General features: G+C 71.0%; 22 protein-coding genes. 16 read left to right on the top strand and 6 right to left on the bottom strand.

What is annotated here, in order from left to right:
- Positions 1-39: 39 nt before the first annotated feature.
- Together Sm713_RS19315 and Sm713_RS19310 are read right to left on the bottom strand one after the other, a co-directional pair.
- A complete protein-coding gene (locus Sm713_RS19315; RefSeq protein WP_212910836.1) occupies positions 40-627 on the bottom strand; it encodes a TetR/AcrR family transcriptional regulator in 588 nt (195 codons plus the stop codon).
- Positions 628-647: 20 nt separating this feature from the next.
- A complete protein-coding gene (locus Sm713_RS19310) occupies positions 648-1,529 on the bottom strand; it encodes an alpha/beta hydrolase (protein ID WP_212910835.1) in 882 nt (293 codons plus the stop codon).
- 34 nt (positions 1,530-1,563) lie between these two features.
- On the opposite strand from Sm713_RS19310, the gene Sm713_RS19305 reads away from it, so the two are divergent.
- Positions 1,564-2,172, top strand: a complete 609-nt coding sequence (locus Sm713_RS19305) for a TetR/AcrR family transcriptional regulator (RefSeq protein WP_249416390.1) — start codon at positions 1,564-1,566, stop codon at positions 2,170-2,172.
- 184 nt (positions 2,173-2,356) lie between these two features.
- Entirely contained in the window at positions 2,357-3,127 is a 771-nt protein-coding gene (locus Sm713_RS19300) for an SDR family NAD(P)-dependent oxidoreductase (RefSeq protein ID WP_212910834.1), read from the top strand.
- 43 nt (positions 3,128-3,170) lie between these two features.
- Here the strand turns inward: Sm713_RS19300 and Sm713_RS19295 are convergent, their stop codons facing one another.
- Together Sm713_RS19295 and Sm713_RS19290 are read right to left on the bottom strand one after the other, a co-directional pair.
- A complete protein-coding gene (locus Sm713_RS19295; RefSeq protein ID WP_212910833.1) occupies positions 3,171-4,337 on the bottom strand; it encodes a hypothetical protein in 1,167 nt (388 codons plus the stop codon).
- A 29-nt stretch (positions 4,338-4,366) separates the two neighbouring features.
- The gene (locus Sm713_RS19290; protein WP_249416389.1) at positions 4,367-5,302 is read right to left on the bottom strand and encodes a 5-dehydro-4-deoxyglucarate dehydratase; all 936 of its coding nucleotides are present in this window, start codon (positions 5,300-5,302) and stop codon (positions 4,367-4,369) included.
- A gap of 240 nt (positions 5,303-5,542) precedes the next feature.
- On the opposite strand from Sm713_RS19290, the gene Sm713_RS19285 reads away from it, so the two are divergent.
- The 14 genes from Sm713_RS19285 to Sm713_RS19220 all read left to right on the top strand — a co-directional run bounded on the left by Sm713_RS19285 (position 5,543) and on the right by Sm713_RS19220 (position 18,286).
- Positions 5,543-6,367, top strand: coding sequence for an NAD(P)-dependent oxidoreductase (locus Sm713_RS19285; protein ID WP_212910831.1), 825 nt, complete (start codon positions 5,543-5,545; stop codon positions 6,365-6,367).
- A gap of 321 nt (positions 6,368-6,688) precedes the next feature.
- Entirely contained in the window at positions 6,689-7,498 is an 810-nt protein-coding gene (locus Sm713_RS19280) for a DeoR/GlpR family DNA-binding transcription regulator (protein WP_212910830.1), read from the top strand.
- Between the two features lie 208 nt (positions 7,499-7,706).
- Positions 7,707-9,077 (top strand): sugar ABC transporter substrate-binding protein, encoded by a 1,371-nt coding sequence (locus tag Sm713_RS19275; protein ID WP_212910829.1) that lies wholly within the window; start codon positions 7,707-7,709, stop codon positions 9,075-9,077.
- A complete protein-coding gene (locus Sm713_RS19270) occupies positions 9,074-10,018 on the top strand; it encodes a carbohydrate ABC transporter permease (protein WP_212910828.1) in 945 nt (314 codons plus the stop codon). Before Sm713_RS19275 ends, Sm713_RS19270 begins: the two co-directional genes overlap by 4 nt.
- On the top strand, positions 10,015-10,887 hold the full coding sequence (locus tag Sm713_RS19265; protein ID WP_212910827.1) for a carbohydrate ABC transporter permease: 873 nt from the start codon (positions 10,015-10,017) through the stop codon (positions 10,885-10,887). Before Sm713_RS19270 ends, Sm713_RS19265 begins: the two co-directional genes overlap by 4 nt.
- On the top strand, positions 10,884-11,873 hold the full coding sequence (locus Sm713_RS19260) for a zinc-dependent alcohol dehydrogenase family protein (protein ID WP_212910826.1): 990 nt from the start codon (positions 10,884-10,886) through the stop codon (positions 11,871-11,873). Before Sm713_RS19265 ends, Sm713_RS19260 begins: the two co-directional genes overlap by 4 nt.
- A gap of 448 nt (positions 11,874-12,321) precedes the next feature.
- Positions 12,322-13,545 carry a TerD family protein gene (locus tag Sm713_RS19255; protein WP_212910825.1) on the top strand — a complete coding sequence of 408 codons (1,224 nt, stop codon included), beginning with the start codon at positions 12,322-12,324 and terminating at the stop codon, positions 13,543-13,545.
- A gap of 527 nt (positions 13,546-14,072) precedes the next feature.
- A complete protein-coding gene (locus Sm713_RS19250) occupies positions 14,073-14,645 on the top strand; it encodes a bifunctional 2-polyprenyl-6-hydroxyphenol methylase/3-demethylubiquinol 3-O-methyltransferase UbiG (RefSeq protein WP_249416388.1) in 573 nt (190 codons plus the stop codon).
- Positions 14,646-14,767: 122 nt separating this feature from the next.
- Positions 14,768-16,093, top strand: a complete 1,326-nt coding sequence (locus Sm713_RS19245; protein ID WP_212910823.1) for an MFS transporter — start codon at positions 14,768-14,770, stop codon at positions 16,091-16,093.
- A 195-nt stretch (positions 16,094-16,288) separates the two neighbouring features.
- Positions 16,289-16,513 (top strand): hypothetical protein, encoded by a 225-nt coding sequence (locus Sm713_RS19240; RefSeq protein WP_212910822.1) that lies wholly within the window; start codon positions 16,289-16,291, stop codon positions 16,511-16,513.
- A 250-nt stretch (positions 16,514-16,763) separates the two neighbouring features.
- Positions 16,764-16,937, top strand: coding sequence for a hypothetical protein (locus Sm713_RS19235; protein WP_212910821.1), 174 nt, complete (start codon positions 16,764-16,766; stop codon positions 16,935-16,937).
- A 165-nt stretch (positions 16,938-17,102) separates the two neighbouring features.
- On the top strand, positions 17,103-17,549 hold the full coding sequence (locus tag Sm713_RS19230) for a hypothetical protein (protein ID WP_212910820.1): 447 nt from the start codon (positions 17,103-17,105) through the stop codon (positions 17,547-17,549).
- 222 nt (positions 17,550-17,771) lie between these two features.
- A complete protein-coding gene (locus tag Sm713_RS19225) occupies positions 17,772-18,020 on the top strand; it encodes a hypothetical protein (RefSeq protein ID WP_249416387.1) in 249 nt (82 codons plus the stop codon).
- A 95-nt stretch (positions 18,021-18,115) separates the two neighbouring features.
- Entirely contained in the window at positions 18,116-18,286 is a 171-nt protein-coding gene (locus tag Sm713_RS19220; protein ID WP_212910819.1) for a hypothetical protein, read from the top strand.
- A gap of 240 nt (positions 18,287-18,526) precedes the next feature.
- On the opposite strand, the gene Sm713_RS19215 is transcribed toward Sm713_RS19220, so the two are convergent.
- Together Sm713_RS19215 and Sm713_RS19210 are read right to left on the bottom strand one after the other, a co-directional pair.
- Positions 18,527-20,005, bottom strand: coding sequence for an alkaline phosphatase PhoX (locus Sm713_RS19215; protein ID WP_212910818.1), 1,479 nt, complete (start codon positions 20,003-20,005; stop codon positions 18,527-18,529).
- A 375-nt stretch (positions 20,006-20,380) separates the two neighbouring features.
- Positions 20,381-21,895 carry a hypothetical protein gene (locus tag Sm713_RS19210; protein ID WP_212910817.1) on the bottom strand — a complete coding sequence of 505 codons (1,515 nt, stop codon included), beginning with the start codon at positions 21,893-21,895 and terminating at the stop codon, positions 20,381-20,383.
- Positions 21,896-22,029: the final 134 nt, after the last annotated feature.

Below are 22,029 nucleotides of genomic sequence, written 5' to 3'. Positions count from 1 at the left end.
CCGGTTCGGGTTCGGTGAGCCGCGGGCAGCTGCGGCTCGTCAGACGTGGAGGACCTGGCGCGTGACCGCCATGGCGCGGTCGAGCTGACCGGGGCCGCCATGTATCTTCGCGATCATGCTCGCCCCGATCCACAGGCCGTAGAGCGTCTCTGCTGTCGCGCGAGCGCCCTCATCGACGGACACGGACCCGTCCGCGATGCCGCGGACGATCATCTTCTCGATCCGTTCGACTATCTCCGCCGTTCCCGCCTTGGTCGCCATGCGCATCGCCTGCGACAGGTCGGAGATCTCCGCGCCCAGCTTGACGACCAGGCATCCGCCCTGGCAGTCGTCCGCGACCTGCGTGTCGTAGAAGTACTGCCAGTACCGCATCAGGTGCTGCCCGGCAGTGGCTTCCGTGTCGGCGACGATGCCGTCCATGGTGGCGAAGTAGTCGTCGAAGTAGCTCTTCATCATCGCCTCGCCGAAGGCGTCCTTGGAGCCGAAGTGGTGGTAGAACGACCCCTTCGGGACACCGGCCGCGGCGAGCACCTCGTTGATGCCGACCGCGGCGTACCCCCTGGCGACGACGATCCGCCGAGCGGCGTCCAGGATGCTTCGGCGCGTTTCCGTCTTGGCGACTGGCATGCCTCGACCGTAGCACCGGATTAGACCGGTCGTCTAGAAGTTCTGGAGGTGCGCTTGCACGGCCCGCGACGCAGACACCACGAAGCAGGAAGCAGGAAGGGATCACTCGTACCACCACGTGACGAGTTCTGCGGCAAGGTCACGCGCCTGACTCGAACCGGCCGCCGCCGCGACCTCGATGACGCGAGGATCGAGCAGGTCGGCAGGCGGATCACATACGTGCTCGCGGTGTCGCGCCAGGCCGCCTGTGTGAGGGGCTGCCGCATCGAGACGAGCGACTGGGGCCCCAGGGTGCGCGCTGCCCTTTCCGCGTCTCGCGGTGACAAGTCGTTGTAGAAGACCTCCTCAGCGCCGATCATCTCGATGTACCGCTCGTTCTCGTGGACTCCCCAGTGGGGCGGGTAGCTTCCGCCCCGATTGCCGAGCATGGACTCGCCGACGTCCAGCACGAAGGAGTTCAGATAGACGATGTGTTTCACCGCACCGACCCCCGCGAGCCCTTCGCTGACGGGGACGCCTCCGTAAGAGTGCGCGCAGACGACAACCGGGCCCTTGACGTCCAGAACGAGATCTTTGACGGCCCGCGCGTCCTCGTACATGCTTCCCAGCTGATCGACGGGGACCGGAGCGCTGGAGGGGAGCTGGATGGTGCGGATGTCAACGTCGGGGAGCTCTTCGATCAGGACATCCCACACCTCCTCGCGGTGGAAGGAGCCGTGAACGAGGACGAGAGTGGGCAGTGCCATTCCGGAGTTCTCCTTCATCAGACGGTCACCTGCGGTCCGGAACGGCCACGGGTCGTCGAGGACGATGTTCCTGGCCGATGGGCCTGATGAGCCCCTCCGCTGGATGAGCGTCCTCTTGGGTTCAGCGTCCTCTTCAGATACTATGTAGGTCAGCATACATGTGATGCGGAGAGGATGCATGGGAGGGTGCATGGTGGGAAAGCGAACGGATGCCAAGCAGAAGATGGTGCAGGCCGCCAAGCAGCTGATCCGGCAGCGCGGCTACAACGCGACGGCCTTCTCCGACGTGCTCGAACTCAGCGGCACGTCCCGCGGCTCGGTCTACTTCCACTTCCCCGGCGGCAAGACGCAGCTGGCGATCGAAGCGGCCGAAGCCCACGCGTTCGAGCAGGTCGAGATCATCGACCGGGCCGCCGGCCAGGCCACGTCCGCGGGCCGGCTGATCGAGCTCTACGTCGATCTGGGTCGCGACGGCATGATCGCCAGTGACTACGGGCGCGGCTGCGGGATCGCCCCGCTGATCACCGAGGGCGCTACGCAGGACTCGGCCGAGATCGCCGAGACCGGCCGCCGGGCCTTCTCCGAGATGACCGACAGGCTGGCCTTCCACTTCGTCGCCTTCGGCGTGGAGCGCGCCCCGGCGAGGGTGCTCGCCGAGGCCGTGATCGCGGGCATCGAGGGAGCGATGATCACCTCCCGCGCTCTGCGCAGCCCCGCTCCGTACGAGTCGTTGCGCACCGTGCTGGCCGGTCACGCCGCGAGCGTGTCGCCGAAGGGTGCCGGGCGCGTCCGCACCTGAAGCCTGCCCCACGCGCACCCGGTCCACCACCTAACCCGGCCCGCCGCCCCGCGGGTCGGGCCGCTCGATGCTTGCCGCGTCCCCCCGGATCGCCGGCCCGATCCAGACGTCCTTGACACCCACAAACTATGTATGCTGCCCTACATAGCATCTGTTTGCCGCCAGCGAAAAAGGGGTTCCACCAATGGCTCGCGTACTCATCACCGGGGCGTCCCGGGGCATCGGAAAGGGCACCGCGGCAGCGCTGCACGAACAGGGCCACGAGGTCATCGCCACGGCCCGCGACGTGTCGATGCTCGAAGACCTGCCGGTGGCGCGGAAGCTTCAACTCGACGTCACCGACCAGGCCTCGGTCGACCGGGCACTGGCCGAGGCCGGCCACGTCGACGTCCTGCTCAGCAACGCCGGAGCGACCGTGCGAGCACCGGTCGAGACGATCCCGCTCACCGTGCTGGACGACCTGTTCGAGCTCAACGTGTTCGGGGCCCTGCGGGTCGCGCAGGGCGTCCTGCCCGGGATGCGCCGGCGCGGGACAGGGCAGCTGATCTTCATGTCCAGCATCCAGGGCCGTCTGGTGATCCCGCTGATCGGCGCCTACGGCGCGACCAAGCACGCCCTGGAGGCCCTCGCCGAGGTCCTCGCCATCGAGGCCGGCCGCTTCGGCGTGTCCGTCCACGTCGTGCAGCCGCCCGCGGTGGCCTCCGGGGGTGCCGAGCGCGCCCGGGTCCACCTCGACGACGGCAACCCCTACCGCCCGCTGCTGGACAAGCTCGGCCCGTTCCGCGCGGCACCCGTCTCCGTCGAGGAGGTCGCCGACGTCGTGGCGGCGACGATCGCCGAGGGCGGCAAGGCCCCCTTCCGCATCCCCGTCGGCGAAAGCGCGAAGTCCGTCCTGAGCGCGCGCAAGGCCGCGCCCGACCACACGCCCTTCCTCGCCGCGCACCTGGACTGGTAGCCGCGCCGCGGTCGCCGCTGGGGACCGGTGGCGCCGGCCCCCGTCAGCCCAGCCGCGCCAACCCCGCCCGCACCGCCGCGAGATCCGCGTCGGACGCCAGCCCCGCGTGGTAGAGCCGCAGCTCCGTGGCGCCGAGGCCCGCCGCCCTGGCCGCGTCCTCCGCGAGGGTGCCGGGGCTGCCGCCCATCCCGGAGACCACGGTGAGGTTGGCGGCGAGTACGCCCCGCTCTCCGCGGTGACCGGCGAACGGGGCGAGGAGGCCGGGGCCGCCGGTGCAGGGCACGACCACGCCGTCCGCCGCCGCCAGGATCCGCGCGGGCTCCACGCCGGCGTTGGCGCCGCAGTGGTACGGCACCGGGTCGGCGTGCAGCAGGACCTGGAAGCCGTCCGGCGCCGCGTCCCGCACGGCCGCCACCGCCGCCTCCTGGAGGGAGCCCGCGGTCCCGGTGCGCCAGGCGAGGGTGGCCGCGGCGCGCTCCTCGCCGAGCAGCTTCTCGACCGTGCCCCAGCCCTCGTCGTTCACCTCACCGCGCCACACGGGGTCCAGCGCGTCGCGCACGGCGGCGACGAGCGCCTCGGGGTCCTGCCCGGCGTCCGCGTAACCGCTGCGGCAGGACCCGCAGAAGCAGAGGGACATGAGGTACTGGCCGGCCTCGCCGAGCGGCACGCCGCCGATCTTGTCGTGGGCGTGCAGGTGCGCCAGGCCGTACCAGCCGAGCGACTCCAGCTCGCAGCCGCCGGCGCCCGGCCGCGCTGCGGCCTCGGCCGCGAGGTCGGTCAGGTAGGCGCGGGTCGCGGGCTGGGCGATGCAGGGTGCCCAGGGGTAGCGGTCGCCGTAGGCGTTGACGACGGAGGTGTCCGGGTGCTGGGCGCCGAGCCGGGAGTTGTGCGCGAGCACCACCCAGGTGTGCACGTCGAGCCCGGCGCCGGCGAGCGCCGCCGCGGCCTCGCCCCAGGCGTCGCCGCTCGCCCAGCCGCCGGCCTCGTAGGGGCGCAGGGTGCGGCCCTGCCAGCGTTCGCCGGGCGGGTAGAGCACCGCGGAGTGCTCGGCCGTCACGATGCGGTGGCGGGGGTGGCGCGGGGTGAGCGCACGGGTCGAGTGGTAGGCGGCGGCCAGCGTCACCTGCCGGACGCCGAGGGCGGTCAGGCGTGCGGCGGCGTCGGGATCGCCGACGACGTCCCAGGGGTAGACGAACGCGGAGGTCTTCACCACGGCTCCAGGAAGTCGGTGGGCGGCGGTCAGCCGTCGGCCAGCAGAGCGTAGCCGCGCTCGATCAGCTCGGCGAGCTGCTCGACGTGCTCCGGGGCGCACTCGTGCAGCGGTGGCCGCACCTCCCCGGCGTCCAGGCCGCGCAGCCGCACGCCCGCCTTGACCAGGGCGACGGCGTAGCCCTTGCCCTTGGCGCGCAGTTCGACCAGCGGGCGGTAGAAGCCGTCGAGCAGCCGCTCGACCGTCCTGTCGTCGCCGGAATTGATGGCCTTGTGGAAGGCGAGCGCGATCTCCGGCGCGAAGCAGAAGACGGCGGACGAGTAGAGCGTGACGCCGATGCCGCGGTAGGCGAGGCCGGTGAGCTCCGCGGTGGGCAGGCCGTTGAAGTAGAGGAACTCCGAGGCGCCGGGGCGGTCGGAGGAGCGCACCGCGCTGATGATGCGCTGCATCAGGTCGAGGTCGCCGAGGCCGTCCTTGAGCCCGATGATGCCGTCCGTGGCGGCCAGCTCGACCACGGTCTCGGGGGTGAACACGACGTTGTCGCGCTGGTAGACGATGACGTCCAGGGAAGTGGCGGCGGCCAGCTCGCGGTAGTGCCGCAGCAGGCCCTGCTGGTCGGCGACGACCAGGTACGGCGGCATGGCGAGCAGCCCGTCGGCGCCCGCCTCCTCGGCCAGGGCGGCGAACCGCACGGCGAGCGCGGTGCCGTACCCGGCGCCGGCGACGACCGGCACGCGCCCGCCGGCCTCCTCCACCGCGGCGGCCACGCAGTCCCGGAACTCCTCGGGCGTGAGCGCGTGGAACTCCCCCGTGCCGCAGCAGGCGAAGACGGCCGCCGCGCCCGCCTCGATGCCGCGCCGCACATGGGTGCGGTAGGTGTCGAGGTCGACGGAGCCGTCGGGGCCGTACGCGGTGACGGGGAAGAACAGCAACCCGTCGAGTCGAGCGGCGAGGGGGACTGTCACGGGCTCTCCCTGAGCTAGCACGCAAGCAAGCGTGCACGTTTATGATTCACGTCCATATTTCTGAACAACACCACGCTAAGGCGCCACCCAGGGGCCGGTCAAGCGCAGAAAACAGCATCAGACGGGCGAATTCGTACAGTTCACGGGACACTTGACGGAGCACTCCCGCGATCTCTAGGTTGTCCACGAATGTGAATTCTGTGCATGCATACGTCCCCAGCGCGCCCTGAGGAGACCTGAATGCCCGCTCCCCTCACCATCCTGCTCACCGGCGCAGCCGGGGGCGTCGGTACCCACCTGCGGAAGCTGCTGCCCGACTACGGCTACACGCTGCGGCTGTTCGACGTGGTCCCGATCGAGGGCGAGCCGGACGCGATCACGGCCGACCTCGCCGACCGGGACGCCCTGCGGGAGGCGGTACGCGGAGTGGACGCCGTGATCCACCTGGCGGGCATCTCCCTGGAGTCCACCTTCGAGAAGATCCTCAAGGCGAACATCGAGGGCACCTACAACCTCTACGAGGCCGCACGGGAGGCGGGCGTGCGCCGCGTGCTGTTCGCCTCCTCCAACCACGCGGTCGGGTACACCCCGTTCCCCCAGGGCACTCCCCCGCTGCCCGCGGAGGCGCTGATCCCGGTGGAGACAGCCCGCCGCCCCGACACCTTCTACGGCCTGTCGAAGGGCTTCGGCGAGGACCTGGCGCAGCTGTACTGGGACAAGCACGGCGTCGAGACCGTGTCGGTGCGCATCGGGTCCTGCTTCGAGCGGCCCAGCAACGTGCGGATGCTGTCGATCTGGATGAGCCCGGCCGACTGCGCCCGGCTCTGCCACGCCGCCCTCACCGCCGAGGAGGTCGGGCACACGGTGGTGTACGGCTCGTCCGCCAACACCCGGCTGTGGTGGGACCTGTCCTCCGCACGGGCACTCGGCTACGAGCCGCAGGACGACTCCGAGGCGTTCGCGGCCGAACTGATCGCCGAGTTCGGGGAGTTGGACGCGGCCAAGCCGGAGCAGGGGTACCTGGGCGGCGGTTTCCTCACCAACCCTCCGATCTGGCCGCACTGAGCGCCAACCGCGCGAATCCACCCCGCACCGGCCGGCCGGCACGGCACCACGCCGGCCGCCTCGGACACTCCCGCCACGAGCCCGAACCCCCGCTCCGGACCACACTTCGATACGCGTATGACCGGTGCGGGCAACGGCGCGGGCATCGACCCGGGCAGCGAACGGGCACCCGTGATCCCCGAACGGGCATCGCCCCGCCGGCGTCCGGCCCCGAACGGCAGGTCGTCCCGGACCTCGCCTCGGGTAAACGGGCAGATACGGGCAGACACAGACAGCCAATAAGCCTGGTCAACGCCATCACCCCGCTGTAGAACATCCCCCATGGCCCGAACGGGCACCGCAGGGGACACGGCGAGGAGAGGTGACAGGGTGAGCGCGGAGGAGCGTCAACGGCAGATCGTCCGCGCCGCGCGCCGCGCGGGCTCGGTCGACGTCGCCGCGCTCGCGGCCGAACTGGGCGTCGCCAAGGAGACCGTCCGCCGGGACCTGCGCGCCCTGGAGGACCACGGCCTGATCCGACGCACCCACGGCGGCGCCTACCCCGTGGAGAGCGCGGGGTTCGAGACCACGCTCGCCTTCCGCACCACCATGCACGTCCCCGAGAAGCGCCGGATCGCTACCGCGGCCGCCGAGCTGCTGGGCGACGCGGAGACCGTCTTCGTCGACGAGGGCTTCACCCCCCAGCTCATCGCCCAGGCGCTGCCCAGGGACCGGCCGCTGACCGTCGTCACCGCGTCGCTGGCCACCGCGGGCGCGCTCGCCGAGGCCGGGAACACGACCGTGCTGCTGCTCGGCGGCCGGGTGCGGCACGGCACGCTCGCCACCGTCGACCACTGGACGACGAAGATGCTCTCCGGATTCGTCATCGACCTGGCGTTCATCGGTGCCAACGGCATCTCCCGCGAACACGGCCTGACCACCCCGGATCCCGCCGTCAGCGAGGTGAAGGCACAGGCGATGCGGGCGGCGCGGCGCACCGTGTTCGCCGGCGTGCACACCAAGTTCGGCGCGGTCAGCTTCTGCAGGTTCGCCCGGATCAGCGACCTGGAGACCATCGTCACCAGCACCCAGCTCCCGGCACCGGAGGCGCACCGCTACTCACTCCAGGGCCCCCAGGTCATCAGAGTCTGAGAACCCCCCGACACACGAGGCGACTTCCCCCCCACCCACCCCGAACGGCCGGACGGTCGCCCGCACCTCCGCCGCACCCCATTCATCCTTATTCGTCCTTTGATATTTCTAAACATCCATAAATATCCTCCTGAAGATCCCCCTCGACAGATCCCCTCTCGACCCGGTGATCCCCCCGATCCCCATCCCACCCTCACCAGGAGCACTCATGCGAACCCAGAGCCGACGGAGGCCGCGCGCAGCGTTTGTCGCGGTCGCCGCAGGGGCGCTGCTCACCCCACTGCTCTCCGGCTGCTGGGCCGGAGCCGGAGGCGCCGGTGCCGGCGGCGACTCCATCAACGTCCTGATGGTCAACAACCCCCAGATGGTGGAGTTGCAGAAGCTCACCGCCTCGCACTTCACCAAGCAGACCGGCATCAAGGTGAACTTCACCGTCCTGCCGGAGAACGACGTCCGCGACAAGATCAGCCAGGACTTCGCCAACCAGGCGGGCCAGTACGACGTCGCCACCCTGAGCAACTACGAGATCCCCATCTACGCCAGGAACGGCTGGCTGCACGAGATGAACTCGTACATCTCCAAGGATCCCGGCTTCGACCAGAAGGACATCGTGGCGCCGATGCGCCAGGCCCTCACCGCGGACGACGGCAAGACCTACGGCGAGCCGTTCTACGGTGAGTCGTCCTTCCTGATGTACCGCAAGGACGTGTTCGCCAAGAAGCACCTCACCATGCCCGCGCACCCCACCTGGCAGCAGGTGGCGGACCTCGCGGCCAAGGCGGACGGCGCGCAGCCCGGCATGCGGGGCATCTGCCTGCGCGCGCTGCCCGGCTGGGGCGAGATGGCGGCGCCGCTGACCACCGTGGTGAACACCTTCGGCGGGACCTGGTTCGACAAGGACTACAAGGCCCGACTGACCGACAAGCCGTTCAAGGACGCCGTCAAGTTCTACGTGAACCTGATACGCAAGCACGGGGAGTCCGGCGCCGCGCAGTCCGGGTTCGCCGAGTGCCTGAACACCATGACGCAGGGCAAGACGGCCATGTGGTACGACGCCACCTCCGCGGCCGGGTCCCTGGAGGCGGCCAAGTCGCCCGTCAAGGGCAAGATCGGCTACGCGGCGGCGCCCACCGTGCGCACCAAGTCCTCCGGCTGGCTCTACACCTGGGCGTGGGGCATGCAGAAGGCCTCCCACAACAGCGACAAGGCCTGGAAGTTCATCTCCTGGGCGTCCAGCAAGGACTACGAGAAGCTGGTCGGCAAGGAGTTCGGCTGGGCGGACGTGCCGGCGGGCAAGCGCGTCTCGACGTACTCCATCCCGGAGTACCGCAAGTCGGCCGGGGCCTTCGCGGACGTCACCCAGGCCGCGATCAACAGCGCGCGCCCGAACGATCCCGGGGTGCAGCCCCGGCCCGTGCCCGGCATCCAGTTCGTCGACATCCCCGAGTTCACCGACCTGGGCACCAAGGTCTCCCAGGAGCTGAGCGCCGCCGTCGCGGGCCGGCAGTCGGTCGACACGGCGCTGGAGAAGTCCCAGCAGCTCGCCGAGCCGATCTCGAAGGAGTACGAGGGACGATGACCGCCACCACGACCGCACCGCCCGTCACCGCCGCGCCCCGCTCCGCGCAAGGGGCCCAGCGGCTGCGCGCCTGGGTCACCCGGGCGCCCCTGCTGCCCGCGCTGGTCTTCATGATCATCGTGACGCAGCTGCCGTTCGTGGCCACGCTGGTGATCTCGTTCTTCGACTGGAACGCGCTCTACCCGGCCGCCCGCCGCTTCACCGGCCTCTCCAACTACTCCGACGTCCTCTCCCAGCCCGACCTGCGCAAGTCCGTGCTGACGACGATCGTGCTGACGGTCGCCGTGGTGCTGGTCAGCCTGGTGATCGGGCTGCTCCTGGCGCTGCTGCTGGACCGGAGGTTCCGCGGCCGGGGCTTCGTGCGGACCCTGCTGATCGCCCCGTTCCTGGTGGTTCCCGTGGCCGCCGCGCTGCTGTGGAAGCACGTCCTCTACAACCCCGAGTACGGCCTCCTCAACGGCGTGCTGCACTGGATCGGCGGCAACGGCGCACCCCAGCCCGACTGGGTCTCGAACACCCCGCTGCTCGCCGTCGAGGCCTCGCTCGTCTGGCAGTGGACGCCGTTCATGATGCTGATCCTCCTGGCCGGCCTTCAGAGCCGGGACCCGGAGCTCATCGAGGCGGCCCGGATGGACGGCGCGAGCAACTGGCAGATCTTCCGCCATATGACGCTTCCGCACCTGCGCCGCTACCTGGAGCTGGGCGTCCTGCTCGGGTCCATCTACATCGTGCAGAACTTCGACGCGGTGTTCACCATCACCTCGGGCGGCCTCGGCACCGCCAACCTCCCGTACACCGTGTACCAGACCTTCTACCAGGCCCATGAGAACGGCCTCGCCTCCGCGGCGGGTGTGCTGGTCGTCATCGGCTCGATCATCATCGCGACCTTCGCCCTGCGGGTCGTCTCGTCCCTGTTCCGCGAGGAGGTGTCCCGCGCATGACGACCGTAGCCACCACCGCCGCCGCGCGACCCGCGCCCAAGACCGTGCGCAGGCGCAAGGGCGCCGCCCTGGGCGTCATCGCCTGGGTGGCCGGGATCCTGTTCTTCCTGCCCATCGCCTGGATGGCGCTGACGTCCTTCCACTCGGAGGCCTCCGCGGCGACCAACCCGCCGTCGGTCGCCGCCGCCCTGACACTGGACGGCTACCGCGACTTCTTCGGCGTGGGCGGCGGCGCCAGCCCCTGGCCCGCGCTGATCAACTCCGCCGTGGCGTCCATCGCCTCCACCGTCCTCGTGCTGCTGCTGGCACTGCCCGCGGCGTACGCGCTCTCCATCCGCCGGGTGCGCAAGTGGACGGACGTGCTGTTCTTCTTCCTCTCCACGAAGATGCTCCCGGTCGTCGCCGGCCTGCTGCCGATCTACCTGTTCGCCAAGAACACCGGGATGCTCGACAACATCTGGCTGCTGGTCATCCTGTACACCTCGATGAACCTGCCGATCGCGGTCTGGATGATGCAGTCCTTCCTCGCCGAGGTGCCGGTCGCGGTGATCGAGGCGGCGCAGATCGACGGGGCACGGCTGCCGGTCGTGCTGAGCCGTGTGGTGGCGCCGATCGCCATGCCCGGGATCGCCGCCACCGCACTGATCTGCTTCATCTTCAGCTGGAACGAACTGCTTTTCGCACGGGTACTCACCGGTGTCATCGCCGAGACCGCGCCCGTCTTCCTGACCGGGTTCATCACCAGCCAGGGCCTGTTCCTGGCGAAGGTGTGCGCCGCGTCGCTCGTGATCTCCCTGCCGGTGCTCGCCGCGGGGTTCGCCGCCCAGGACAAGCTGGTCCAGGGCCTGTCGCTGGGAGCCGTGAAATGAAGGCCGCCGTCATCGAGTCCGTGGGCAGCGCCGTGCTGACCGAGGTTCCGGACCCGACGCCAGGGCCGCGCGAGGTCGTCGTCCAGGTCGCCGCGTGCGGCCTGTGCGGCACCGACCTGCACATCCTCCAGGGCGAGTTCGCGCCCAGCCTGCCGATCGTGCCGGGCCACGAGTTCGCCGGGGAGGTCGTCGGTGTCGGCACCGGGGTCACCGAGGTCGCGCTCGGCGACCAGGTGGCCGTCGACCCGTCGCTGTACTGCTACGAGTGCCGCTACTGCCGTGACGGCCACAACAACCTCTGCGAGCGGTGGAACGCCATCGGGGTGACCCGCGCGGGCGGCGCCGCGCAGTACGCCGTCGCGCCGGTCGCGAACTGCGTCAAGCTGCCCGAGCACATCCGCACCCAGGACGCCGCCCTGATCGAGCCGCTGTCCTGCGCGGTGCGCGGCTACGACATCCTGCGGGCCCGGCTCGGCACCCATGTGCTGATCTACGGCTCCGGCACCATGGGCCTGATGATGCTGGAGCTGGCCAAGCTCACCGGTGCCGCCAGCATCGACGTGGTCGACCTCAACCCGGACCGGCTGGAGACCGCTCGCAGGCTCGGTGTCTCCAGCGCGGGCGCCAACCCCGACGAGCTGGACCGGCCGGGCGGCTGGGACCTGGTGATCGACGCCACCGGCAACGCCGCGGCCATCCAGGACGGGCTGGGCCGGGTCGCCAAGGCGGGCACGTTCCTCCAGTTCGGCGTGGCCGACTACGCGACCCGGGTCAAGATCGACCCGTACCGCATCTACAACCAGGAGATCACCATCACCGGCTCGATGGCCGTGCTGCACAGCTACGAGCGGGCGGCGGAGCTGTTCGCGAACGGCGTCCTGGACCCGGACGTGTTCATCAGCGACCGGCTTCCGCTGGACTCCTACCCGCAGGCGCTGGAGCAGTTCGCGGCGGGCACCGGCCGCAAGATCGTGGTCGTGCCGTAGCGGCCGCTCCCGCCCGTGAGGGGCACGGCGGCTCGTAGCCGGCGGACCCGGCGCAACCGTGTGCGCCGGGTCCGCCGAGTGCGGGCCGCCGTGCTGCGTTTCGCCGTGCTGCGTTTCGGGGCCCCGACGGTCGGGGGCTCCGGGGGCCTGCCCCGGGGGGCCGAAGGAGGCGGTGCGGGGAGCCGGGGTGGGGAGCCGGGGTGGGGAGCCGGGGTGGGGAGCCGGGGTGGGGAGCCGGGGTGGGGCGCGCCCGAGCCGGCGCGGGGAGCCCGTGCGGGGCGCGCCCGAGCCGGCGCGGGGGCCCGTGCGAGGCGCGCCCGCTGCCTGGGAGGCTCCCGGTCGGTCCCTGCGCTCCCGGCCGGGGCTCCGGTCGGGCCGGGCCGCCGCCATTCGGGCAGGGTAAGGGAACGGTAAAGCGGGGTCGTTCGTTACGCCTGGCATGACAGCCATGAGCCCTGGTTCGAACATCCCGCTGACCGTCGCCCGAGTGACGGTCGACGTCACAGCTCCCGTGCGGCTCGACGTCTCCGGCCTGCTGCTCACCGCCGACGGCAAGGTCCGCTCCGACGCCGACTTCATCTTCTACAACCAGCCCACAGGCCCCGGGGTCGGCTATGTCTCGGGCGGCGGCCGTGCGCCCGACGCGATCACGGTGGACACGGCCGCCGTGCCCGCCGCCATCGAGAAGATCGTGGTCACGGCGAGCCCGGACGCGCAGGGCCAGACGTTCCAGGGCATCGAGCCCACGGCGACGCTCCGCGACACCGACGGCTCGGCGGTGCTCGGCACCTTCACCCCGCCGGGGCTCGGTGCCGAGACCGCGCTCGTGGTCATCGAGATCTACCGCCGCGGCGACGCGTGGAAGGCCCGCGCGGTGGGCCAGGGCTACGCCAACGGCCTGGCCGGCATCGCCACGGACTTCGGCGTCTCGGTGGAGGAGCCCGCGCAGGCCACGGCCACCCCGGCACCGGCCGCGCCGCCGGCCGCTCCCCCGGCGCCTCCGATGCCGCCGGCGCCCCCGGCGCAGCCGCCCTTGGCCGCGGCCCCCGCACCCCAGGCGGCTCCCGCCCCGCCGGCCCCGGCCCCCGGCGCCGGGAAGATCAATCTGGACAAGGGCCGGGTCAGCCTCCAGAAGAACCAGACGGTGTCCCTGGTCAAGGGCGGCCGCCCGCTGCTCTCCCGGGTCCGGATGGGCCTCGGCTGGGAGCCCGCGTTCCGCGGCGGCGACATCGACCTGGACGCCTCGGTCATCGCCTACGGCGCCCAGCGCAACCACCTGGACAGCTGCTACTTCGGCAAGCTCAGCATCCTGAACGGCGCCATCAAGCACTCCGGTGACAACCTCACCGGCGAGGGCGCGGGCGACGACGAGACCATCGTGGTCGACCTGGGCCGCATCCCCGAGGGCGCCACCGGCCTGGTCTTCACGGTGAACTCCTTCTCGGGCCAGAAGTTCACGGACGTCGCCAAGGCGTACTGCCGCCTCGTCGACGACGCCACCGGCGCCGAGCTGGTCCGCTTCGACCTCACCCACGCCGAGGCCCAGACCGGCGTCCTGATGTGCAAGCTCGTCCGGCAGTTCTCCGGGGAGTGGGACATGACGGCCATCGGCACCTTCGTGAAGGCCCGCACGGTCCGGAACATGGTCGCACCGGGGGCGCAGGCGCTGTAAGAACGCGCAGGTCAGATGGGTACCGAGGTCGATGGGTGAGGTATCCGGCACCTGCACGGCGCTCTTGCGGGCACGAGCTCCGCACGGGGCGGGCTTGGCGAACCCTGCCGCCGCCTCAGCCGCGGTCGGCGCCGGGGTGCTGATCAGCCAGTCATCGGCGGCAGCAGGCTTCGCCGACAAAGCCGACTTCAGTGATGCGGGTGTCCTGGGAAACGCGGGCAACCAACCGGCCCAATACACAAGAGAGGAGAAGACGCCTCGGCGCGTCCGGGTGCCAGGCGGCACGGAGGGCCTTGACCTAAGAATTGACAGTCCTCGGACAAAGCGACTATAGTTATTTAGGAATTATTCTCGCATTGCTCTTCGGTTGCTCTTTGGCGAATTGAACTGTTCAGTGGGGGAAGTTCATGAATCGTGCAGAGTCGAATCGATACAGCGCCGCTGGATCGGGTCCGGGCCCGCTTACTCCGGACGGTTGCCCGGTCGAACTCTACGCGCTCCTTCCTCCGCAAGGCGAGGCGGAGATCGTGCACGCCGCGGTGCCGGACGGCGCGACAATCGTCGAGCTGGGCGCCGGTGCCGGGAGGGTCACCCGCGGGCTGCTCGAACTCGGCCATGAGGTGGTCGCGGTGGACGAGTCGCCGGAGATGCTCGCCCACATCCGGGGCGCGCGGACGATATGCGCTTCGATCGAGACCTTGTCGCTGGCCGAGCGGTTCGACGTCGTACTGCTGGCTTCCTATCTGGTGAACGAGACGAACGACTCGCTGCGGGCTTCCTGGCTCGCGGCCTGTGAGCGACAACTGGCGCCGGACGGCTGCGTGATCGTCCAGCGGCACGGCCTGTCCTGGTTCGACCGGGCCCAGCCTTACGAGCGGGTCACTGGTGGGATCACCCTGCGGCTGCGGGAAGTGTCACGCCCCACGCCGGACCTGCTCGCCGCGACGATGGAGTACGAGCATGACGGCCGGCGCTGGACGCACTCGTACACCCACTGCCGCATGGACGACGACAGGCTTGAGGCCGAACTGGCCCGTGCGGGCCTGCGGGTGGATTCCTACTTGACCGACGACCGCGGCTGGCTGCGCGCCCGGCGGTAGGAGACCGACGGGGCCGGTTCGACCTGCGACGGCCCCTGCATCACACGGCCTGCATCCGCTCCGTCGCGACCACATCGCGAGCAAGCTGGCGTGACAGGCGGGGCCCGACGAATGAGGAGTCCATGAGCGCGGGAGACCAGCACGCTGCGACCACCGAGGGCCGAGCGCCGCATCGCCCTTCAGCAGCGGCGATGTTGACCGCGCTCGGAATCGATTCCCTGGGCAGCGGACTGTATCTCCCGTTGTCCTTGCTCTACTTCACACTGGTGGCCGGCCTGCCATTACGTGGCGTCGGCCTCGCTTTGAGCGCCGCGACGCTGTTCACACTGCCCGTGCCGTTGCTTGCCGGAGCCTGCGCCGACCGGTTCGGAGCGCGCCGGATCGTGATTACCTCCCAGGTGCTGCAGGGCGTGGGATTCTGCGGCTACCTGCTCGTCCACAACATCCCCTCCCTACTCCTCACGGCTCTCCTGGTGGGGGTCGGCGAGCGGACCTACTGGGCCACCATCTTCACCTTCATCGCCGAGACCTCCACCGGCCGGCAACTCGACACCTGGTACGCCCGTATTTCGGTCACCCGGAGCATCGGCCTCGGATCGGGCACGTTGCTCGCAGGCATCGTCGTCGGTTCGGGCAGCCACCTGCTGTATCAGATCGCGATCGTCGCCAACGCCGCGAGTTTCGGGGTGGCCGCGGTGCTGCTGGCGTTGGTCGGCGCCGGGAGCCGTCGGGCGGCCAGGGCCGGGAAGGCCGAGAAGACGGGGAAGGGCGGCTACGGCACCGTGGTGAAGGACCGGCCGTTCCTCGTCTTCACCGTCACCAACTTCGCCTACTCGCTGTGCCTGACGACAGTCACCATCGCCCTTCCGGTGTATGTGGTCAAGGAACTGGCCGGACCGGGCTGGCTTGCGGGAGCCCTGTTCGCTGTCAACACCGGGCTGATCATCCTCGCTCAAGCTCCGGTCACCAAGTCCGTCGCAGCCCACCGCCGCACCAGAGTGCTGGCCGCCGCGGGGGCCCTGTGGATGGTCTGGGCTCTGGCGATGGCCGCCGGTCCCCGCGTGTCGCATGCCGCGCTGATCCCGTTCCTGGTGGGCGGCATGCTCGTGTTCACGGTCGCGGAGATGATGCAGTCGCCCACCTCGACGGCGCTCGCCGCCGCGGCGAGCATCAACGAGCTGCGAGGCCGCTACATGGCTATCTACCAGTACGGCTACCAGATCGCGAAAATCGTCGCCCCTGCCCTGTTCACGCAGCTGTACGCCGTCGGTGCCACACTGCCCTGGCTCGTCCTGGCACTGGTGGCGGCGTGCGCCATTCCCGCTCTGCTGCTGCTGGAAAGGAACCTGCCCGCCAAGGCGGTCCGTCTGGTGGAGGCAGAAGCCGAGGCCGAGCCGGCACCGGCCACGTCGCGCGCCGACACGTCGAAGAAGGGGGTAGCGGAGTGAGCCAGGAGATCGTTTCCCTGACTGTTCCACCGATCCGCTCGGCGGTCCTCCGGATACGAGGTCTGGGACGAGCCCGGCGCTTTTCATGAGCGACTCGTCCAATCCGTGGCCGATTAAGCGGATAGTGCTTCTGCCCCTCGACAACGGCGCTCCGTCGTCGGGCCTGCCGACCGGCCCCCGGGGTAGCAGACCGGAATGGATACCGCCAAACTCGAACTCGCTGTACAGCGCTACCGCGACGCGGAAAAGGCCCTCGACGCCGCCGCCGCCGACGTCCGAGCGGAAATCGTCATCCTCCTGGAGAGTGGCAGCGAACGGGAGGTGCAGGCCCAGGTCGGGCAGGTCACCGGCTGGCCGCCCCGGCAGATCCGGCTGCTCGTGAAAGCGGCACGCAAGCAGGCACGAGCCGGGCGCCGGTGAGGAGACCCCTGCCCTTCCCACGGATGGGCGGCTCTCGCGGCCCTCAGGCTAGGGGCGGCGGCTGGGCCGGGTCCGAACCCTTCGGTGTGCCCTCGCGGATGCTGCCTCCCACGAACACCGTTGGTGGGCACACCGTGGCGACGAAACGGGTGAGCGCATCAGGGTCCCGAGCAGGACCCGCTCGTGACGCTCCCCACCTACGGCCGGTAACCCATAGCTCTTTGTCAGTTCCGCGGCGTAGGCTTCCGCCATGTCCTCGATGTCCGAGTCCGGGCCACGGTCTGCTTCCGAGCTGAACGAGCAGATCCGCGCACTGATGCTCCGCTCCGGCGGCCGGCTCACAGACGGGCAGCGGGCCGAGTACCAGACGCTGCTGCGCGAGTGGGCCGAGGCGGTACACGACACCGTCGTCCGGGCCGCTTGAATCCGCTCGGAACCGGGCCACGGCGGCCCGGAAGCCCCTGAGTACCTGAGACCTCATCTATCCTCCCATTCATCCACTCAGCCGCTGAGCCGCTCAGCCGCTCAGCCGCTCAGGAGGAGTCCCGGGCAGAGGAACCGATCTTCCCCCGGGGATGTCTGGACGGGCATGGCAAGCTTCCTGTTCCTCGCCCTCGCCTTCGGGCCGTTCCTGGCGCCCTTCGTGATCGTGGTCGCCGCGGCGGTGCTCGCCGGGCGGGCGTACAAGCGACCCCCGGGCACCGGGTGGCACCTGCCACGGATCTCGACGTGCGTCTGGGCCGCGGTCATGAGCGGCTCGGCGGCCTTCGGCGCGTACGCGTGGGGTGTGATGTCGGGCTTCTACTTCCTGGACCCGGACCAGATGTGCGCGGCACGGGGCGCACAGGGCGACCACGTCGTGACACGCGCGACGCTGCCGGTCAGCGCGCAGTGCGTCACGACGGGCGGCGTGGGGACCGAACTCGTGCCAGGCTGGGTGAACCCCGTGATCTTCATCGGCCTGACACTGCTCACGCTCGCCGTCGTGGCGGGAGCCTTCGCAGGAGTGTGGCGTCGCCTCTCCCCGCGGTGGTGACCTTCGACGACAGCCGCCCCGCCCCGGGCTTCCCGCCGGGGCGCTGACGCCGGCCTAGAGATCCACCAGCCGCCCGCCACGGCCTTGCAGGCGGACCGAGGCCAGGGTGGCAGCAGATCAACGCAACCCCGGACGTGCCGTCGCCGCGCTCCACAGCGACACGCCGCCCCCCGGTGGCGCGATGACTGGCCCAGAAAATCGAACATGCGATCTAATGGGGGCATGGACGACGCCACCGCATTCCCTCACGACCTCCTGGCCGCCGAGCGCGCTCGCCGTATCGCCTACCAGGCACTCGCCAAGGGCCGTCCGGAGCGGACGACCACGTTGCGACGGCGCCTGCTGCGGCTCTCCGCGGGTGTCTGGTTCCACCCGCACTGGGCGGCCCGCTCGTCCGGAGTCCCGGCGGCCCGGGTGGAGTTGCGCCGTCGGGCCCACGACGACGGCCGGTGCGCGGAGGGCGAGGCATGAGCGGCCGGGAGGAGCCGATGATCGTGACCAAGCCCACTCGCGACCCGGCGCATAATTCACAGGTCTCTGACAGTGCCCCCCTCTACGCTGAGGGCATGCCCGAGACGCCCGACACCAAGCCGTCCGCCGTGGAGCTGAACCAGCGGATCCGTGATCTGATGCTGCGCTCGGGCGGCCGGCTGAGCGGCCAGCAGCGGGCGGAGTACCAGCTGCTGCTGTCCCGGTGGGCCGCGGCCGTGCGCGAGGACATCGTCACCGCCGCCTAGGGTCCGTATAGACGATTCGCGATCGGCTGGTGGCCCGGGTGAGGCGCCATGAGGCCCTTGATCCGGTGAATCCGGATCAAGGAGGCCGGGGAGGCAGGGGCCTGCGGGACAGCCGTCGAACGCGCAGCCGGCGGCGGCCACGGAAAAGCCCGGGCCGTGTGGTGACGGCCCGAGCAGTGTTCCGGAAAGCTTCCGGTGCGGTGGGTCCGGGGCCCGCCGCGCCCTGGCGGGCCCCGGAGGTCAGTGGGAGCGCACGCGACGCCAGGGGCCCGTGATCGCCAGCATGATCCCGGGGGTCTGGATGTTGGCGAACAGCGTCTTGCCGTCGGGCGAGAAGGTCACGCCCGTGAACTCGCTGTACTCCGGCTCCTCGGCGCTGCCGATGTTCAGCTCGTTGCGCGCGATCGGGTAGGTGCGGCCGCTCTCGGTGGCCCCGAAGAGGTGCTGCACGCCCACGCCGTCCTCGGCGATGACCAGACCGCCGTACGGCGAGACGGTGATGTTGTCCGGGCCGTCGAAGGGGCCGTCGACGGACGGGTCCGCGTTCACGGCCAGCAGCACCTTGAGCGTGAGGGTGCGGCGGCTCGGGTTGTAGAACCACACCTGCCCGTCGTGCTGGACCGGGCTCTCCTCACGGGCGAAGGACGAGACGATGTACGCGCCGCCGTCCGCCCACCACATGCCCTCAAGCTTGCGGGCCCGGGTGACCTGGCCGTCCGTGAACTGCTTCCGCACGGAGACGGTGGTGGCGTCCCGGTCGGGCACGTCCACCCAGTCGACTCCGTAGACCGTGCCGATCCGGGTGGCGCGGGACAGGTCGTCCACGAACCGGCCGCCCGAGTCGTAGCACCTCGGGGCCTGGAGCACCCCGGCGTCGTCGGCGAGGGTGCGCAGCCGGCCGCGGCCGTGCCGGAAGCCGCCTGGCGGGGTCCAGCGGTAGAGCAGGCCGTTGGGGCCCGCGGCGTCCTCGGTCAGGTACAGGTGGCCGCGGGCCGGGTCCACCACGACGGCCTCGTGCGCGTACCGGCCGAGCGCCTTGACGGGCTTCGGGGCGCGGTTGGCGCGGCGGTCGGCCGGGTCCACCTCGAAGACGTAGCCGTGGTCCTTGGTCATCTCGTTCTGACCGGCGCGGTCCTCGGTCTCCTCGCAGCTCAGCCACGTGTCCCAAGGGGTCCGGCCGCCCGCGCAGTTGGTGCTGGTGCCGGCCAGGCCGACCCACTCGGCGACCTCGCCGCCGTGGCGCACCTCGACGACCGTGCAGCCGCCGGCCGCGCCCGGGTCGTACACCAGGCCGTCGGTGAGGGGCACCGGGTGGGGCCAGTCGGAACGCGGGCCCGCCAGCTCGTGGTTGTTGACGAGCAGGGTGGTGCCGCGGGGACCGTCGAAGGTGGCCGTGCCGTCGTGGTTCGACGGGGTGGACTCGCCGGTCTCCAGGGTGGTCTCACCGGTGCGGGTGATGACGCGGTACGAGAAGCCGGCGGGCAGCGCGAGGAGGCCGTCCGGGTCGTCGACGAGCGGCCCGTACCCCACGCCGTCGTCGTGGTGGTGGCCATGGCCGTGGTCGTGGCCGTGGTCGTGGCCGTCGTGGTGACCGCGGCCGGTGTCCTGGGCGGCCAGCGCGCCGGGAGCTGTGGCCAGCACACCGGCGCTGCCGACCAGGGCGATACCGGCCCCGGTGGCCGCGGAACGTCTGCTGAACTCCCTGCGGGTGAGCGACATGGCTTCTCCTGAGAGCTTGTGGGCGTCGAGCCGAGAACGTGGAGCATGAGCTGGTGCCCCGGCAGGTGCGTCTGACCGTCGAGGTGCGGCGAGAGTGCGTGCCGGGCGTCGCGACGGGGCGGACGTTGCCTGTTGGGGCACTGGGACCGTGAGGGGCGGTTTCGCTTGTCGCGGGCACACGCTGGCGCGCCCAGGAGAACTCCGGTTGAACAGCTGCCGACGGGTAGGGGCCTGGCGATGGGCGGTCACCATACGAATCCTTTACCCGTGTTTGACTCCGCCTGTACATGGCAGGACCCCGGCGGGGGAACCGACCGGTGGCGCCGCATGGCACCACACGCACGCCCGGCCGGGCCCTCCAGTGGCCCGGAAGCCTCAAGTCCGGGGATGCGAGCGCGCCTTGAAGGCCGCCTTGCGGGCCTCCTTCGCGATCCTCTTGTCGGGGTGCAGCCGGCCCATGGCCTCCAGCACCCGGGTCGTGGCCGGGTGGTCGACGCGCCAGGCGGTGTCGAAGAAGCCGCTGTGCTGCGCGGCGAGCCCCTCCACCAGACCCTGCAACTCGTCGGAGTTGCCCTCGGCGGCGAGCTGCGCCGCGAGCGTGTCGATGGTCAGCCAGAACACCATCGCCTCGGAGGGCGGCGGCACCTGGCGCGCGCCCTTCTCGGTGAGCCAGACCCGGGCCAGGCCGCCCAGTTCGGCGTCGTCCAGCACCTCGCGCAGCGCGGCCTCCGCGTCCAGGCCGACGAGCGAGAGCGCCTGCTGGCAGCGGAGCCGGCGCAGCGGCCCGCCGTCGTCGCCGCCGCGGGCCGCGGCCAGCAGCTCCCGCGCCCCGGCGAGCGGCTCGTGGCGCGCCAGCCACTGGTCGATCTCCTCCTGGGCCGCGGCCTGCGGGTACCCGGCCGTGCCGGACAGCAGGGTGTCGGCGCCCTTGTCCGCGAGGTCGCCGACGACCGGAGCCTCGTACCCGGCGTCCAGCAGCCGGGTGCGCAGCCCGAAGCGGCCCAGCGGGGTGAGGCGGACCATGCCGTACCGGGTGACGTCCCCGTCGTCGGGCTCGCCGGTGCGGGCCGCACCCGCGCCGGACGCGGCACCGGCCCCGTCGCCGGAACGGGCGGCACCGGCCGCCAGCCCGGAGCCCTGCGCCGCCTCGCCCTCGCCTTCGCCCTCTTCCTCTTCCTCGGCCTCCGCCAGCAACGCCGGGTCGACCGGCTGGAACTCCACGAGACCCACCGGCTCCAGCATCCGGAACTGCTCGTCGAGCCGCACCATCGCCTGCGACACCTGCTCCAGGACGTCGTCGGTCGGCTCGGGCATGTCCTCGGGCACGATCATGGACGCGGCGAGTGCGGGCAGCGGCACGGGGCCGTCGTCCGGCTCCTCCCCGCCCACGGAGAGCAGGTAGAGGTTGCCGAGCACGCCGTCGAGGAACTCGGCCTCGGCCGCACGCTCCGCGGCCCCCGCCCCCGGTGCGCCTGAGTCCTCCAGGCCGTCTGGACCGGTCACGGCGGCCTCGGCGACGACGGTGTCCAGGGCACCCAGCCAGAGCCGCAGCACGTCCTGGGGCGAGCCGGACGTCAGCAGCGCCAGCTCGGCGCCGGCGCGGGCACCTCCCGCGTCCTCGGCGACGTCCACGAGGCCGACGCCGACGGCGACGCGCCAGGCCTCGCCCGCGTCGCTGAGGCCATCGGCGTCCGCGTCCAGCCCCAGCTCGGTGGCGGCGGCCGGAAGCTGCTCGTCGAGCAGTTCGCCGTCGGCTCCGACGCGCGTGTCGGGGCCCGCCCAGCGGGCGAGCCGGACGGCCCGGGAGAGCACCGGGACGGCGAGTGCGTCACGGGCCAGCTCCGCTTCCGTGCGCAGCCGTACCGGGGGCAGGGGGGAACTGTCTGACATCGGTTGGTTCTCCTCGGAACGGACGGGTCGCCCCGCTCAGCCTAGACGGCTCCGGGCCTTTCTCCCGCGCACATCGCTCCCGGGCCGGACGCGCGGCGGTAAGGGGACCCTACGCGGCGCCCGGCACGGGGCCA

The sequence above is a fragment of the Streptomyces sp. TS71-3 genome (genome assembly GCF_018327685.1).
In the GTDB taxonomy this organism is placed as follows: Bacteria; Actinomycetota; Actinomycetes; order Streptomycetales; family Streptomycetaceae; genus Streptomyces.
Note: the sequence above shows the minus strand (reverse complement) of the source record. Positions and strands in the feature narration are given on the sequence as shown.

Excerpts from the sequence above, each read along its gene's own strand:
- Sm713_RS19220 (WP_212910819.1), top strand. The coding sequence starts at position 18,116 with ATGCCCGAGACGCCCGACACCAAGCCGTCCGCCGTGGAGCTGAACCAG.
- Sm713_RS19240 (WP_212910822.1), top strand. The coding sequence starts at position 16,289 with ATGGATACCGCCAAACTCGAACTCGCTGTACAGCGCTACCGCGACGCG.
- Sm713_RS19210 (WP_212910817.1), bottom strand. The coding sequence starts at position 21,895 with ATGTCAGACAGTTCCCCCCTGCCCCCGGTACGGCTGCGCACGGAAGCG.
- Sm713_RS19230 (WP_212910820.1), top strand. The coding sequence starts at position 17,103 with ATGGCAAGCTTCCTGTTCCTCGCCCTCGCCTTCGGGCCGTTCCTGGCG.
- Sm713_RS19235 (WP_212910821.1), top strand. The coding sequence starts at position 16,764 with ATGTCCTCGATGTCCGAGTCCGGGCCACGGTCTGCTTCCGAGCTGAAC.
- Sm713_RS19215 (WP_212910818.1), bottom strand. The coding sequence starts at position 20,005 with ATGTCGCTCACCCGCAGGGAGTTCAGCAGACGTTCCGCGGCCACCGGG.
- Sm713_RS19300 (WP_212910834.1), top strand. The coding sequence starts at position 2,357 with ATGGCTCGCGTACTCATCACCGGGGCGTCCCGGGGCATCGGAAAGGGC.
- Sm713_RS19265 (WP_212910827.1), top strand. The coding sequence starts at position 10,015 with ATGACGACCGTAGCCACCACCGCCGCCGCGCGACCCGCGCCCAAGACC.
- Sm713_RS19280 (WP_212910830.1), top strand. The coding sequence starts at position 6,689 with ATGGCCCGAACGGGCACCGCAGGGGACACGGCGAGGAGAGGTGACAGG.
- Sm713_RS19225 (WP_249416387.1), top strand. The coding sequence starts at position 17,772 with ATGGACGACGCCACCGCATTCCCTCACGACCTCCTGGCCGCCGAGCGC.
- Sm713_RS19270 (WP_212910828.1), top strand. The coding sequence starts at position 9,074 with ATGACCGCCACCACGACCGCACCGCCCGTCACCGCCGCGCCCCGCTCC.
- Sm713_RS19315 (WP_212910836.1), bottom strand. The coding sequence starts at position 627 with ATGCCAGTCGCCAAGACGGAAACGCGCCGAAGCATCCTGGACGCCGCT.
- Sm713_RS19275 (WP_212910829.1), top strand. The coding sequence starts at position 7,707 with ATGCGAACCCAGAGCCGACGGAGGCCGCGCGCAGCGTTTGTCGCGGTC.
- Sm713_RS19310 (WP_212910835.1), bottom strand. The coding sequence starts at position 1,529 with ATGCTGACCTACATAGTATCTGAAGAGGACGCTGAACCCAAGAGGACG.
- Sm713_RS19245 (WP_212910823.1), top strand. The coding sequence starts at position 14,768 with ATGAGCGCGGGAGACCAGCACGCTGCGACCACCGAGGGCCGAGCGCCG.
- Sm713_RS19305 (WP_249416390.1), top strand. The coding sequence starts at position 1,564 with ATGGTGGGAAAGCGAACGGATGCCAAGCAGAAGATGGTGCAGGCCGCC.
- Sm713_RS19260 (WP_212910826.1), top strand. The coding sequence starts at position 10,884 with ATGAAGGCCGCCGTCATCGAGTCCGTGGGCAGCGCCGTGCTGACCGAG.
- Sm713_RS19285 (WP_212910831.1), top strand. The coding sequence starts at position 5,543 with ATGCCCGCTCCCCTCACCATCCTGCTCACCGGCGCAGCCGGGGGCGTC.
- Sm713_RS19255 (WP_212910825.1), top strand. The coding sequence starts at position 12,322 with ATGAGCCCTGGTTCGAACATCCCGCTGACCGTCGCCCGAGTGACGGTC.